This window comes from Amycolatopsis sp. CA-128772, from assembly GCF_002904295.1.
In the GTDB taxonomy this organism is placed as follows: domain Bacteria; phylum Actinomycetota; class Actinomycetes; order Mycobacteriales; family Pseudonocardiaceae; genus Amycolatopsis.
This window is the reverse complement of sequence record NZ_PPHG01000005.1, coordinates 40,134-53,254: the sequence shown is the minus strand read 5'-3', so window position 1 is coordinate 53,254 and position 13,121 is coordinate 40,134. Positions and strand designations below refer to the sequence as shown.

At 73.6% G+C, this 13,121-nt stretch carries 14 protein-coding genes; 6 read left to right on the top strand and 8 right to left on the bottom strand.

The features are described 5' to 3' along the window. The first annotated feature begins 69 nt into the window (after positions 1-69). Positions 70-744, top strand: a complete 675-nt coding sequence (locus C2L59_RS01830; protein ID WP_103347755.1) for a hypothetical protein — start codon at positions 70-72, stop codon at positions 742-744. 40 nt (positions 745-784) lie between these two features. Here C2L59_RS01830 and C2L59_RS01825 read toward each other — a convergent pair whose 3' ends face one another. Together C2L59_RS01825 and C2L59_RS01820 are read right to left on the bottom strand one after the other, a co-directional pair. Continuing rightward, positions 785-1,450: a polysaccharide deacetylase family protein gene (locus C2L59_RS01825; RefSeq protein ID WP_103347754.1), complete on the bottom strand. Its 666-nt coding sequence runs from the start codon at positions 1,448-1,450 to the stop codon at positions 785-787. 2 nt (positions 1,451-1,452) lie between these two features. After that, complete coding sequence (locus C2L59_RS01820) at positions 1,453-2,118, bottom strand: glycoside hydrolase family 11 protein (protein ID WP_103347753.1); 666 nt, start codon at positions 2,116-2,118, stop codon at positions 1,453-1,455. A gap of 207 nt (positions 2,119-2,325) precedes the next feature. Between C2L59_RS01820 and C2L59_RS01815 the strand changes: the two genes are divergently transcribed. Continuing rightward, positions 2,326-2,646, top strand: a complete 321-nt coding sequence (locus C2L59_RS01815) for a hypothetical protein (protein WP_146060262.1) — start codon at positions 2,326-2,328, stop codon at positions 2,644-2,646. A 43-nt stretch (positions 2,647-2,689) separates the two neighbouring features. Here the strand turns inward: C2L59_RS01815 and C2L59_RS01810 are convergent, their stop codons facing one another. After that, positions 2,690-5,230: an ABC transporter permease gene (locus tag C2L59_RS01810; RefSeq protein WP_199198864.1), complete on the bottom strand. Its 2,541-nt coding sequence runs from the start codon at positions 5,228-5,230 to the stop codon at positions 2,690-2,692. After that, a complete protein-coding gene (locus tag C2L59_RS01800; RefSeq protein WP_103347751.1) occupies positions 5,224-5,964 on the bottom strand; it encodes an ABC transporter ATP-binding protein in 741 nt (246 codons plus the stop codon). Before C2L59_RS01800 ends, C2L59_RS01810 begins: the two co-directional genes overlap by 7 nt. Positions 5,965-6,099: 135 nt before the next feature. Here C2L59_RS01800 and C2L59_RS01795 point away from each other — a divergent pair, with 135 nt between their 5' ends. The 3 genes from C2L59_RS01795 (at position 6,100) to C2L59_RS01785 (ending at position 8,215) form a co-directional block, all read left to right on the top strand. Next, the gene (locus C2L59_RS01795) at positions 6,100-7,299 is read left to right on the top strand and encodes a sensor histidine kinase (RefSeq protein WP_103347839.1); all 1,200 of its coding nucleotides are present in this window, start codon (positions 6,100-6,102) and stop codon (positions 7,297-7,299) included. Further along, complete coding sequence (locus C2L59_RS01790; RefSeq protein WP_103347750.1) at positions 7,287-7,943, top strand: response regulator transcription factor; 657 nt, start codon at positions 7,287-7,289, stop codon at positions 7,941-7,943. The genes C2L59_RS01795 and C2L59_RS01790 overlap by 13 nt, the downstream gene beginning before the upstream one ends. A gap of 71 nt (positions 7,944-8,014) precedes the next feature. Then, positions 8,015-8,215 carry a hypothetical protein gene (locus C2L59_RS01785; RefSeq protein WP_103347838.1) on the top strand — a complete coding sequence of 67 codons (201 nt, stop codon included), beginning with the start codon at positions 8,015-8,017 and terminating at the stop codon, positions 8,213-8,215. Positions 8,216-8,237: 22 nt separating this feature from the next. Here C2L59_RS01785 and C2L59_RS01780 read toward each other — a convergent pair whose 3' ends face one another. Next, a complete protein-coding gene (locus tag C2L59_RS01780) occupies positions 8,238-8,684 on the bottom strand; it encodes a MarR family winged helix-turn-helix transcriptional regulator (protein WP_103347749.1) in 447 nt (148 codons plus the stop codon). Between the two features lie 82 nt (positions 8,685-8,766). Between C2L59_RS01780 and C2L59_RS01775 the strand changes: the two genes are divergently transcribed. After that, entirely contained in the window at positions 8,767-9,906 is a 1,140-nt protein-coding gene (locus C2L59_RS01775) for an MFS transporter (RefSeq protein ID WP_233223218.1), read from the top strand. A gap of 72 nt (positions 9,907-9,978) precedes the next feature. Here the strand turns inward: C2L59_RS01775 and C2L59_RS01770 are convergent, their stop codons facing one another. From C2L59_RS01770 to C2L59_RS01760, 3 genes are all read right to left on the bottom strand, one after another. Continuing rightward, positions 9,979-11,094 (bottom strand): Cmx/CmrA family chloramphenicol efflux MFS transporter, encoded by a 1,116-nt coding sequence (locus tag C2L59_RS01770; RefSeq protein ID WP_103347747.1) that lies wholly within the window; start codon positions 11,092-11,094, stop codon positions 9,979-9,981. A 480-nt stretch (positions 11,095-11,574) separates the two neighbouring features. Beyond that, entirely contained in the window at positions 11,575-12,525 is a 951-nt protein-coding gene (locus tag C2L59_RS01765; protein WP_103347746.1) for a GlxA family transcriptional regulator, read from the bottom strand. 22 nt (positions 12,526-12,547) lie between these two features. Next, positions 12,548-13,114 carry a TetR/AcrR family transcriptional regulator gene (locus C2L59_RS01760; RefSeq protein WP_103347745.1) on the bottom strand — a complete coding sequence of 189 codons (567 nt, stop codon included), beginning with the start codon at positions 13,112-13,114 and terminating at the stop codon, positions 12,548-12,550. Positions 13,115-13,121: the final 7 nt, after the last annotated feature.

Sequence of the window (13,121 nt, the reverse complement as noted above, 5' to 3'; positions counted from 1 at the left end):
TCCGGAACCTCCACGAAACCTCCACGGGAAAACCGGCCGGCCGGCGAGCGCGCCGGGAACAATGGCGGGGTGCTGACCGCTGAACAGGTGAAGACCCATTGGTGGCGCGCGGCTCTCCCGGTGGCGGCGGTGCTCGTCGTCGCCTTCTCGCGGGACGATCCGTTCGCCGGGCTGTTCGCGCTGGTCCCGCTCCTCGTGTGGTGCGGATCGGCGCGGTCCGGCCGCGCCGGCGTGGGGACCGGGCTGGTCCTGCTCGCGCTGCTCACGTGGTTCGTGCTGCCGCGGGAGCTGGGGCTGGCCGGGCCGTGGGTGCCGGCGGCGATCGAGGTCTGCTGGCTGCACACCACGCTGGCGGCGGTGGTCTGCGCGATCGGCAGCCGCCGGCCCGGTTCGTGGCTGCTGCTGGTGTTCGGCGGGTTCGTCGTCACCGCCGGTGTGCTGGTCGCCGGGTGGCAGGAGGCACCCGGCGACGAAGGCGTCCTGCCCGGCCCGGCGCAGCTGCGGATCACCGGGGACATCGCCTGCGGGTCCGGCGGCTGCTGGCGCGTCGCGGAATCGACCGGCGACCGGGCCGCCGAGGTGTGGCGAGCGCACCTGACGGCCCGCAACTTCTCCCCGGCGCCGGCTCTCGACGGGGTGTCGCGCTTCTGCCGGACCACCGGGCTCGTGGTGAACCACACGACGTGCGCGAAGATCCGGTCGCTCGCGCCGGGCTCGGCGCGCGTGGAGTGGTACGTCGAGTAGGAGGTGGCGCGGCGGGGTGCAACCGCCGCGCCACCGGCCCTCAGCCCGGCGCCACCGCCCGGCCGGTCTGCGGGGAGATCATGCCCGCGCACAACCCGCGGTTGCGCAGGTTCTGGGCGATCTGCGGAATGGCCGACAGCGTGTTGGCCGGCCATTCGTGCATCAGGATGATCTGGCCGTTCTGCAGCCGGGCGTTGGCCGCGACGATCGCGCTGACGCTCGCGTTGTTCCAGTCGCCCGAATCGACGTCCCAGATGATCTGCCGCAGGCCGTACCTGGCCTCGACCGACTGGACCGTCGCGTTGGTTTCCCCGTAGGGCGGCCGGAACAGCCGGGGCGTGCCGCCACCCGCGGCCGCGATCGCCTGCTGGGTCCGGGAAATCTCGGAGTCCACCTGGGCCTGGCCCTGCTGGGTGAGGTGCGGGTGCGTGTAGCTGTGGTTGCCCACCCACATCCCCGCGTTCACCTCCGCGCGGACCTGCGCCGGGTACGCGGCCGCGTACTGGCCCTCGTTGAACATCGTGGCCCGCAACCCGTTCTGCTGCAGCGCGTTCAGGATGGCCGGGGTGTGGGCGTTCGACGGCCCGTCGTCGAAGGTCAGGCCGACGTACCCACCGCACGCGGCGGCCTGCGCCGGCGCGCCGACGGCGACCGTGCTCGCCACGGCGATGGCCGCCGTGGCCAGGAAGGTGCTCAACCGGCGCATGGTCAGCCCACCGTGATGTTCGAGTTGCCGCTGCTCTGGTAGCCCTCGGTCGCGAGGATCATGTAGTAGTTGAAGCTGCCGAGCCGCATGCCGGCGCGGCCCCACGCGTCGAAGTGGTTGCCGGTGGTGATGCTGCCCCCGGTCCGCCGCTGCTGCCGGACGCTCCAGTACTGGTTGAACGTCTTGTTGCCTTCGACGGACGGCGCGTTGTAGCGGGTCGTCTGGTAGATGTCGTAGGTGCCGCCGTCGCTGGTCACGGTGCCCTTGTACGTCCCGGTCGGCCGCCAGCTGCCCCAGTTGTCGACGATGTAGTACTCGACGAGCGGGTTGGACGTCCAGCCGTAGAGGGCCAGGTAGCTGTTGCCGGAGGGGTTGAAGCTGCCGGAGTAGTTCACGGTCCGGCGGCTGCCGTTGCTCCAGCCCTTGCCGGCGACGAAGTTGTTGACGTTGCTCCAGTTGGTCCGGTAGTTGCCGCCGGAGGAGAGCGTCATGGAGACCGAGCCGCCACCGGCGGTCCAGAACGAGTAGTAGTACCCGTTGTCGGTACCCGTCCGGTTGGAGGTGATGACCGTGTCGGCCCAGGCGGTCCCGGGCAGGAATGCGGCGATCAGCGCAAGGACGGCACCGCCGGCGAACATCCTGCTGCGGCCGCGTTTCTTGGTGAGCATGCTTCCTCCTCGTCGAGGCTGGCAGGCGAGCCAGGATGGCCAAAGCATGCGAGTTGTCCCGCTGGTGGGGCAATAACTTTCGGAAAGTTTCGATGCTCCCGCGCCCCCGCCCGGCCGTCAACCCCTGGGAATTGAGGGGGATTTGCCGCACCGGGAACCGATTACCGTGGGCACCGCATTGTTTCCCACACGACAACGGGGGTTCTCATGAAACGCATTGCCGCGGCAACCGCACTGGGCTTGACCCTGGCGGCCCTGCCGCTGACGGCGGGCCCGGCGTCCGCGTCGGTCACCTGCGGCAATTCCTGGACGCCGGGCTCGGCCGGGCCGAACGCGCGCGACTACCACTGGGGCAACTGCGGTTCCGCCGCCACGAAGATCGACGTGTACAGCCTGACCTACGGCGGCGGCATCCGCACCAAGGCCGGCGAGAAGTGCGTGGCCGCGGGCACGGCGGTGCTGATCGGCCGGACCACCCAGTACCTGGTCACTTCCTTCGAGGGCGTGGACACCCACACGGCCTGCTGACGCGCGTGCGGGGTGGGCCCGGCCGGACCCACCCCGCACCCCGTTACTCCCGAACCCCGATCGCATCGATCGGCCGGGCCCGCAGCGCCACCGAAGTAGCCACCCCGATCGCCACCATCCCGAGCACGACAGCACCACCGGCGATTCCCCAGTAGACGGACAGCGACCCGGCCGGCACCGGGCTCCCCCGCAGCCCGAAGTTGAGCAGCGCCAACGGAACCAGCGCCACCAGCGTTCCCATGACGACGGCGATCCCGACCGTCACGAGTGCCTCCAGCCGCATCATCCGGGTCACCTGCCGCCGCGTCGTCCCGACCAGGCGCAGCAACGCGAACTCCCGTCCGCGCTGCGCGGTCGTCAGGACCAGCGTGTTGGCCACCGAAATCGCCAGGTACCCGACGATGACGCCGGCCGCCACCAGGTTGAGGTAGAACTGCGCCTGCCGCTCGCCGCCTTCCGGAGCGGTGAGAACGGACGCCGGAGCCACCACCAGGCCGGGATACGGCAGCGCGCTCAACCCCGAAGCCACCGCACCGGAATCCGCGCCGGGCTGGCGCCGGATCAGCACGGAGTCGTCCAACCGGCCACCGATGTGCTCGCGAGCCAGCGCGACCGGCAGCACGAAGTCGCCGAACGCCAGGTCGTGCGTGTACGTCGCGACCAGCCGCAGCTTCGCCGGAACGCCGTCACCGAAGTAGAACTCGACCTCGTCGCCGAGCTTCTTGTCCAGCCAGTCCGCTTCCGCGCGGCTCAGCGCCACCGTGTCCCCGGTCAGGTCGGTGAGCCGCCCGGCGTCGACACCCAGCTCGAGAGCGGCCCCGGCCCGATCGCCGGCCAGGCCCTGCGCGGGCGTCCGCTGGACCTCGACGCTGTCGCCCCCCGGCGTGGCCGTGATGACGGACGTGCGGACCACCGGTGTCGCCGCCGCGACCCCCGGCACCAGGCCGGCCGCCGTGGCCACCTCCGGGGAGATCCCGCCCGGCGCGGTCAGCACGTAGTCGGCGGTCGTCGACCGGGCCGTCTCCTGCTGGGCCGCCGCGGTGCTCGCCGTCGGCCCGTAGAACGTGGCGAGGGCGAACGCCACCGCCAGCATCACCGGGGTCACCGCGGCCGCGACGCGCCGGGCGTTGGCGTGGGCGTTCGCCCCCGCGAGGTACCCGCTGATCCGCCAGACCCGCGCCAGCAGGGGCACCAGGAACCGCACCACCAGCCCGGTCACCTGCGGGCCGACCACGGCCAGCCCGATGACGACCACGAGGGTGGACATCGTCGAGATCGCCGCGGCGATGTCCCCGCGCAGGAACAGCGGGACGAGCGCGCCGCCGAAACCGGCCGCCACCAGGCTCCAGCCGGTGATCAGCCGCCCGCGGCCGAGTTCGCGCCGTTCCACCGCGGCCTCGCCGAGCGCCTCGACCGGCCGGATCGACGACGGCCGGCGCGACGCCGCCCAGGCGGCCAGCCGGGCCGCGCCCAGGCCGAGCAGCACCGCGGCCACCAGCGGGAGCGGGCTGATCGCCAGCCCGAAGTCGGCCGGGATCACGCCGATCGCGGCGAAGGCGTCCCGCAGGCCGGACGCGACCGCCAGGCCCAGCACGCTGCCCAGCACCCCGGCGGCGAGCGCGACCAGCGTCGTCTCGGTGCCAATGAGCTTGCGGATCTGCTTCGGCGTGGCCGCGACCGCCCGCAGCAGGGCGAACTCCCGGCGGCGCTGGTTGATGGTCAGGGCCAGCGTGCTGGCCACCACGAACACCGCGACCAGCAGCGCGAAGCCGCCGAACGACCCGGCGATGGCCAGCAGCAGCGTCCGCGTCCGGCTGACGTCGAGGAACTCGATGCTGCTGCGCTCGACGCCGGTGGTCACCTCGGCGCCGCCCGCGACGGCCCGCACCCGGTCGGCGAGGGCCTCCGGCGCCACCCCGGGGTCGGCGAGGACGCCGATCGCGTGCACCTGGCCGGGCCGGCCGGCCAGCTCCGCGGCCCGGTCCTGGGTGAAGAACACCGCCGCTTGGCGGGAGGTGCCGTCGACGACGCCGGTCACCTTGAACGTCACCGGCACCGACCGGGTCATGATCCGCACCTGGCCGCCGATGCCGACGTCGGCCCGGCGCGCCAGGTCGGCGTCCAGCACGACCTCGTCGGCGGCCGCGGGCGCGTTGCCGCCGCGCAGGGTGAACGGCGCCAGCACGGCCGCGTCCCAGTTGTGGCCGAGGGACTCCCGGCCGTTGAGCACCTGCCCGTCGCGGGTGACGACCTGCGCCGGGAAGCTCTGCTCCGCGACGGCGGTCTTGACACCGGGCACCGCGGCGATCCGGCCGGCCAGCGCCGCCGGGACCGACGGCTGCTCGCCGACCTGCTCGGACGACAGGATGTCGGCGCCGGGCGGGTCCACCGACTGGGCGCCGCCGACGACGACGGCCGCGGCGGCGTACCGCTGGGTGGGGACGCCGGCGCGCAGGCCGGACTCCATGAGGATGCCGCAGGCCGCCACCAGTGCGGTGCCGCACAGAACCGCGAGGAATGCGCCGGCGAACCCGCCGAGCCGGCTCCGGATCGTCTGCCAGGCGAGGGTCAGCACGCTCACCACTCCCCGAGGTGCGTCATCCGCTCCGCCACCCGCTCGGGGGTGGGGTGCGAGAGGTGACCGGCCAGCTTGCCGTCGGCCAGGAAGAGCACGCCGTGCGCGGCCGAGGCGGCGACCGGGTCGTGGGTGACCATCAGGACGGTCTGGCCCATGCCTTCGACGACGGCGCGGAGCAGATCCAGCACCTGCCGCCCGGTGCGCGTGTCGAGAGCACCGGTCGGCTCGTCGGCCAGCACCACCTCGGGCCGGGTGACGAGCGCCCGGGCGATCGCCACGCGCTGCTGCTGCCCGCCGGACAGCTCCGCCGGGCGGTGCTCCAGCCGGTTCGCGATCCCCACGCCGTCGACGACCTGCCGCAGCCACTGCGCGTCCGGCTTCTGCCCGGCGAGCCGCAGCGGCAGCGTGATGTTCTGCAGCACGTTCAGCGACGGCAGGAGGTTGTAGGCCTGGAAGACGAACCCGATCCGGGTGCGCCGGAGCCGCGTCAGCTCACCTTCCTTCAGCCGGCCGATCTCGGTGCCGCCGAGCAGCACGCGCCCCGACGTCGGCCGGTCGAGGCCGGCCGCGCAGTGCAGGAAGGTGCTCTTGCCCGAGCCGGACGGGCCCATCACGGCGGTGAACGTCCCCCGCGCCACCCCCGCCGACACGCCGTCCAGCGCGGTGACCGCGCCGTCGCCGGCGCCGTACACCTTCCGCACGTCGGTCAGCTCCAGCGCGTACGCGCTCGCTGTGGTCATCTGTCTGTCCCCTTAAGACTGTTTCTTGCGTCTTGAGGAAAACTAGGTCGGCGCGGCCCCGGGTTCGATCCCGTGGAGAGGTGGATCGGGGGTAGCGCCAGCACCACCACGGTGGTGGGGTGGGACACTGTGCGGGTGACGACCCGCCTGCGCGAGTGCTGGTCGGCGGTTCGTTACCTCGTGGTCGGCGCCGGCACCTCGATGCTGTCGCTGTTCGCCCTCGTCGGGCTGTTCGCCGTGCTGCTGCTGTGCCCGTTCGGCATCGGGATCCCATCGCTGGCGCCGATGATCCGGCTCTCGCGGCTGCCCGTCGGGATCGACCGCCGCCGGGCCGCGCGGAAGCTCGGCGAGCCGATTCCCGAGCCCTACCGCGACGGCTCCCCGATCAAGGACCCCGCCACCCGCCGCGACCTCGCCTGGCTCGCCGTCCACGCGGCGACCGGGACGATCATCGGCGTGCTCGCGTTCGGCCTCCCGCTGGGCGCCCTCCAGCAGGTCATCACGTCCTTCGTCTGGCCGCTGGTCCCCGGCGGGATCGAAGGCTCGGTCGGGATCGTGGTGGACTCCTGGCCGCGGGCCGCGCTGAACCTCCTCGTGGCCGCCGCCATGGTCGCGGCGGCCCTGCAGGCGCCGCGCGTGGCCCGGTGGCAGGCCCGCACCGCACGGAAGCTGCTCGCGCCCGCCCCCGGCGTCGTGCTGGCGGACCGGGTCGCCGAGCTGACCGCGACCCGGGCGGCGGCGCTGGAAGCGCACGGCGCCGAGCTACGGCGCATCGAGCGTGACCTGCACGACGGCACCCAGGCCCGGATCGCGGCGGTCGTGCTGCAGCTGGGCATCGCCGGCCAGCTGTACGACCGTGACCCGGCCACCGCACGCGACCTGCTGGTCAAGGCCCAGGACACGGCGACCGACGCGCTGGCCGAGCTGCGCACGGTCGTCCGGAGCATCTACCCGCCGCTGCTGAGCGAACGCGGCCTGGCCGGGGCGGTGCGCGCGCTCGCCGAGCGCAGCCCGGTGCCGGCCGCCGTCGACGTCGAATACGAGCACGGCCGCCCGGCCGCGGTCGAGGCCGCCGCGTACTTCGTCGTCGCCGAGGTGCTGGCCAACGTGACCAAGCACGCGGACGCGTCCCGGGTGGACATCACGCTCGGCGGCACGGAATCGTTGCTGTGCTTGGAAATCCGCGACGACGGCCGCGGTGGCGCGGACGAGTCCCGCGGCAGCGGGCTGGCCGGCATCCGCCGCCGCGCGGAAGCCTTCGACGGAACCCTCACCCTGACCAGCCCACCCGGTGGGCCGACCGTGCTGCGAGTGGAGCTGCCATGCGGGTCGTGATCGCCGAGGACGACGCTTTGCTGCGCGAAGGCCTCTCCCTGCTGCTGAAAACGGCGGGCATCGAGGTGGCGACGGCGGTCGACAACGCCGAGGACTTCCTGGCCTTCATCGAGCACGACCGCCCGGACGCGGTGGTGATGGACGTCCGCATGCCCCCGACCCACCGCGACGAGGGCCTGCGCGCGGCGGTCCGCGCCCGCGAGATCCACCCGGCGCTGCCGGTCCTGGTGCTGTCGGCGCACGTGGAGACGAGCTACGCGGTCGAGCTGCTCGCCGACGGCGTCGGCGGGGTCGGGTACCTGCTCAAGGAGCGCGTGGGCAAGGTCGAGCGGTTCCTGGACGCCCTCCAGCGCGTCGCCAAGGGCGGCACGGCGATGGACCCGGAGGTCATCGGCCAGCTGATGGCCCGCCGCCGGACGGCGGACCCTCTGGAGGCGTTGACGGCCCGGGAGCGCGAGGTGCTGGGACTGATGGCGGAGGGCTACAACAACAGCACGATCGCGGAGCTGCTGGTCGTCAGCGACGGCGCGGTGCTCAAGCACATCCGGAACATCTTCGCGAAGCTGGGCCTGCCGTCGGACGAAGGAGCGGGGCACCGCCGGGTGCTGGCGGTGCTGGCCTACCTCGGCCGCGATGCGGGGTAGCGCAGGCACTACCCCGCATCCGGGTGCGGACGGCATTCTGGTTCGCCCGGTGGGTCTTCAGCGTTCAGGACATGAACAACGACAAGGTTTCGACGCGTACGGCCGGCCCGGTTCTGCTGTGGCTGGTCCTGGTGGTCAGCGGCGTGGTCAACGCGGCGGGCCCGTTGGCGGGGCTGGGCCTGGCCGTCCGGACGGTGGCCGGCGGGATCGCGATCGGGGCGATCGCGTTGCTGATCGTCCACTACGTCCGGCGTCGCCGGGCCACCTCGTGAGGCAGTCCCGGCCGGACGCCGATCATCCGTTCGTGCGCAAGGATTCCTGACCCGCCTCGCTGGCGGAAGCCAAGGCGCGCAACAGATCCCGCAACGCCTCCGGCTGGCCGGCGCGCAGCGATCCCAATGGCGAGCTGTCCCCGAGCCGCTTCAGCGCCTCGGCCCGGCGCCGCGTTCCCTCCGCCGTGAGGACGATCTGCTTGGCCCGCCGGTCCGTCGGGTGCGGGTGGCGGTTGAGCAGCCCGCGCTCCTCGAGGCGGTCGAGCACGAACGTGGCGTTCGACGCCTCGCACGCCATCCGCGCCGCCAGTTCGCGTGCGGTGATCGGCTCCGACAGCTCGCGCAGCGCCACCACCTGGCTCGGGGTCAGGCCCATCGCGTCCGCGACGCGGCGGACGTGGCCGTCGAGGGTGCGCGCGAGGCCGTGGACCAGCTTGCACACGTCGCGGTCGAGGTCCTCGGCAGGCATGTCCCCCACCCTAGCGCCCATGGTTCGAGCTGTGATAGTTCTAGCTCGAATGATTACAGCTCGAACCATCTGGGGAGTTCGTGTGGCCGTTTTCGCGCTCATGCTCGTCGTCTTCAGCCTGACCACCGGCGAATTCGTGGTGTCGGGCATCCTCCCGGACGTCGCCGGCGGGCTGGGGATCCCGCTTTCCGCGGCCGGGCTGCTCACCACCGCCTACGCGGTCGGCATGATCGCCGGCGGCCCGGTCGTCACCCTGCTGACCGCGCGGGCCGGGCGGAAACCGCTGATCACCGGGCTGGTGACGGCGGCGGTGCTGGCGAACGCCGCGTCCGCCCTCGCCCCCGGGTATCCGCTCCTGCTGGTTTCGCGGGTGCTCGCCGGCCTGGTCGTGGCCACCTTCTTCGCCGTCGCGATCGCCACCGCGGCGGCGGAAGCGCGGCCGGGCCGGCAGGGCAGCGCCGTCGCCAAGGTGGCGCTGGGGCTGAACCTGGGCATCGTCCTCGGCGCGCCGCTGGGCACGTTCGTCGGGCAGCACCTCGGCTGGCGGGCGACGTTCTGGTCGGTCGCGGCCGCCGCCGCGCTGGCGTTGCTGCTGGTGCTGCGGTTCGTCCCGGACCGGCCGCCGGCGACCGGCCCGGTGACCGGGGAACTGCGGGTCTTCACCGACCGGCGGGTGCAGCTGGCGATCGCGCTGACCGCGGTCGGCAACGTCGGCGTCCTGACGGTCTTCACCTACCTCGCCCCGCTCCTCACCGAGGTCGGCGGCTTCCCGGCCGGCGCGGTCCCGGTCCTGCTGCTCGCTTACGGCGCGGGCGCGGTCCTCGGCAACATCGCCGGCGGCCGCCTCGCGGACCGCGCGTTGCTGCCGTCGCTGGCCGGGTTGCTCGCGACGCTGGCCGGCGTGCTCGCCCTGGCGTGGCTGGGGGCGGGCAACCCGGTCGCGACGGTGGTGACGACGGTCCTGCTGGGCGCGCTGGCGTTCGCGATCGTGCCGGGCATGCAGACACGGGTGCTCACGGCGGCGGGCGCGGCGCCGACGCTGGCCATCGCGGTCAACGCGGCGGGCTACCAACTGGCCGCGGCGGCGGCCGGCTGGCTGGGCGGCCGGATCGTAGACGGCGGCAGCCCGCGGCCGATCTACCTGGTTGCCGCGGCGCTGACCGTGGCGGGGCTGGGGGTCGCGCTGTACTCGTTGCGGCAGGACCGCCGGGTACGGGCGTGACGGACCTCCGCGGCCGGGCTGCGGGGCACGCCGGTTTGGTGCGAGCGTGACCACCGCAGCCCGCCGCCGGGCTCACCGTGGCGGGGCCGGGGTTCGGCCGCCGTCGACCCGCATGACGGCCGCCGCCACCGCCAACGCCGCCGCGATCAGGGCCGCGGCGAGCCAGAACGGGCTCACCACCCCGAACAGCGCTCCCGCGGCCAGCGGACCGGCCGTGGCGCCGATGTTGAGCGCCGCCGTCGCGTACGACCCCGCCATCGTCGGGGCGCCGGTGGCGAGGTGCAGGATGCGCGTGATCACCGTGCCGCCGACCGCAAACGACAGCGCGCCCTGCGCAAAGGCCAGGACGGGCAGCGCATCCGGCAGCACAGCCAGCGCGATCCAGCCGGCGAGCAGCAGCGGGCCGCCGACCGCGACCACCCGGCCCGGCCACCGGTCCGCGAGCCGGCCCGCCGCCGTGACACCGGCGAAACAGCCCGTGCCGAACGCGGCGAGCACCAGCGGGACGGGCGCGGTGCCGCCGGCCAGCGGGGCGAGGTAGGTGAAGACGCCGAACGTCGCCGCGTTGACCAGCGCCGCGAGCAGGAGCACCCCGGCCAGCGCGCGGAGTCCGGCCAGCTCGGACCGCAGGCGGGCCGGCTTCGCGCCCGCCGGGGTGTCGGGCACCTGCCACACCCCGGCGAACGCGGGCAGGCACAGCACGACGACGGCCCAGAACGCCGCGCGCCAGCCGAACGCGGCGTCCAGCAGCGCGCCGCCGGGGACTCCGGCGACGCACGCCACGGTCGTGCCGCCCAGCAGGACGCCGATCGCCCGGCCCTGACGCCCCGGCGGCACGAGCCCGGTGGCGGCGGTCAGGGCGACGGCCAGGAACCCGGCGTCGGCGACCGCGGCCACCAGCCGGGTGCCGAGCAGGACGGCGAACGAAGGGGTCAACGCCCCGACGACGTGCGCGGCGACGAAGACGGCCAGCAACCCCAGCAGCGCCCAGCGCCGCCGCCACCCACGCGCGAGCGCGGCCATCAGCGGCGCGCCGACGACCATCCCGAGGGCGAACGCGGAGGTGAGGTAGCCCGCCTGCGCCAGGGAAACCCCGAGCGCGGCGGCGACGCCGGGCACCAGGCCGGCGAGCATAAATTCGGACGTGCCCATGGCGAACACGGCCAGGGCGAGGAGGTACAGGGGCACACGAAACTCCAGGGAACACGGAATCGGCGGACGATTTCGTGGTCACCCGGGCACCCGAGGACGAGGAAGCTACCGGGCCGCCGGGATGACCGGCAGCCCGCTCCTGGACGCTTCGGGGCTCGACACGCAAGCGACCCTACCGCCCGCGGCGCGGACCGGGCGAAGGGTTAAGCCGGGCAACTCGGCGGCGCGACGGAGTTCGCGCAGGTCAGAGCCCCGCAACGGCACCTCGGCGAGGCCGCAAGGCTCGCCGGAGGCCAGCAGGCGGAGCGACCGCCCGGCGGCCGCAACGTCACCTCGGCAAAGCCGCCAAGCCGGCACGCGACCCACCCGGACCTCAGCCGGCGCCCCTCGCCCACGAGGTGCCCTCGCGTCGCAACGCCACCTCGGCAAGGCGCGAGGGTCGCCCGAGCCGGCCCGCCCGGCGGCCGCAACTTCACCTCGGCAAAGCCGCCAAGCCGGCCGCCCGAGTCCCACTCCTCAAGACACCGCAGCGCCCCGGAACCCCGCCCGATAGGCCTGCGGGCTCGTCCCCACCACCCGCTTGAACCGCTCCCGGAACGCCGTCGGCGAGCCGAATCCGACCTGGCCGGCGATCCGGTCCACCGGCTCGCCCGTCGCCTCCAGCAGGTACTGCGCCCGCCGGACCCGGGTCCTCAGCAGCCACTGCAGCGGCGTCGTGCCCGTCTGCTCGCGGAAGCGGCGGTTCAGCGTCCGGGTGCTCATCCCCACCCGCGCCGCGATGGCCGGCAGCGTCAGCTCCTGCGCGCAGTTCTCCTCCAGCCACGCCAGGACCGGCTCCAGCTCCGACCCGCGCGGGACCGGCGGCGGGTCCTGCACCACGAACTGCGCCTGGCCCCCTTCACGCTCCAGCGGCATCACCGACAACCGGGCCGCGTCGGCCGCCACCGCCGATCCGTGGTCGCGGCGGATCAGGTGGAGGCACAGGTCCAGGCCCGCCGCCGCGCCCGCTGAACTCAGGAGCCGGCCGTTGTCCACGTACAGGACGTCCGGGTCCACGTCCACCGCCGGGTGGAGGCGGGCCAGCTCGGCCGCCGCGGCCCAGTGGGTCGTTGCGCGCAGGCCGTCCAGGAGGCCCGTTTCCGCCAGGATGAACGCGCCCGAGCAGATCGACGCGATCCGCGTGCCCCGCGCCGCCGCCGTGCGCAACGCCGCCAGGACCGCCGGCGGCACCGGGGGGTTCGACGAGCGGCCCGGCACGATGATCGTGTCCGCGCCGGCGAGCCCGGCCAGGTCCCAGGGCGGCCGCAGGGTGAACATCCCCGCGTCCACCTCGGGCACCGGGCCGCAGATCCGCACCTCGTAGGCCGGCGAGCCGTCCGGGAGGCGGGTCCGCGAGAAGACTTCGATGGGCGTCGCCAGGTCGAACGGGACGACCCGGTCCAGCGCGAGGACGGCCACGGTGTGCATGTCCCCTACGATAGATCGTCCACTAAGGACGGAGACTGCGCAGCATCAGGTCGGCGAAGTGGGCCCCGACCTGCTCCCCCGACAGCTCGCCCTCGGCGTGGTACCACATGCCCAGCCGGTGGATCGCGCCGAAGTGGTAGTTGATCACCAGGTCGGCCGGGACGTCGTCGCGGAACACCCCGGTCCGCTGGCCTTCCGCGACCAGGTCCCGCACCCGCTCGTGGTACGTGCGCCGCTCGGCCCGCACCTGGACCTGCTTGGACTTCTCCAGCAGCGGGAACGACTGGAAGAACACCGTCGCCGCGTCGAGGTCGGCGATGCTCGTGACGACGACGTCGGCGACGATCGCGTGCAGCCGCTCCGGCAGCGGCAGGTCCGACTCGGCGATCGTCACCATCCGCCGCGTCTGCATCCGCAGCATCGCGGCGTAGATCTCGAAGAGCAGGTCGTCCTTGGACTCGAAGTAGTGGTAGAGGCCGCCCTTGGTGACGCCGGCTTCTTCGACGATCTCGCGGACCGTCGTCGCCTCGAAGCCCTTCTCGGCGAACAGCCGCACCGCCGCCCGCACGACCTTCTCCCTGACCGTCATGGCGCCA